The organism is Tolypothrix sp. VBCCA 56010, from assembly GCF_050875635.1.
GTDB lineage: Bacteria > Cyanobacteriota > Cyanobacteriia > Cyanobacteriales > Nostocaceae > Hassallia.
On the sequence record NZ_JBPAOH010000524.1, the window covers coordinates 1 to 238 of the forward strand.

The following is a 238-nucleotide window of genomic DNA, read 5'->3' on the forward strand; positions in this document are numbered from 1 at the left end:
TGTAACTCATGGCAACATGGGGATGCTCTTCTCCCAGCAAGCGTTGATAAAGTTGCAAAGCTTTTTGGTACAGTGGTTCAGCTTCACTGTACCGTCCTTGGGATTCGTAGAGCAATGCCAGGTTATTGTAACTCATGGCAACATCGGGATGCTCTTCTCCCAGCAAGCGTTGCGTTAGTTGCAAAGCTTTTTGGTACAGTGGTTCAGCTTCACTGTACCGTCCTTGGGATTGGTAGAG

At 47.9% G+C, this 238-nt stretch carries 1 protein-coding gene; it reads right to left on the reverse strand.

Going from position 1 to position 238, the window contains the following annotated elements:
• On the reverse strand, nt 1-238 hold a 238-nt coding region (locus AABK37_RS42205; protein ID WP_432557304.1), incomplete at both ends, for a tetratricopeptide repeat protein.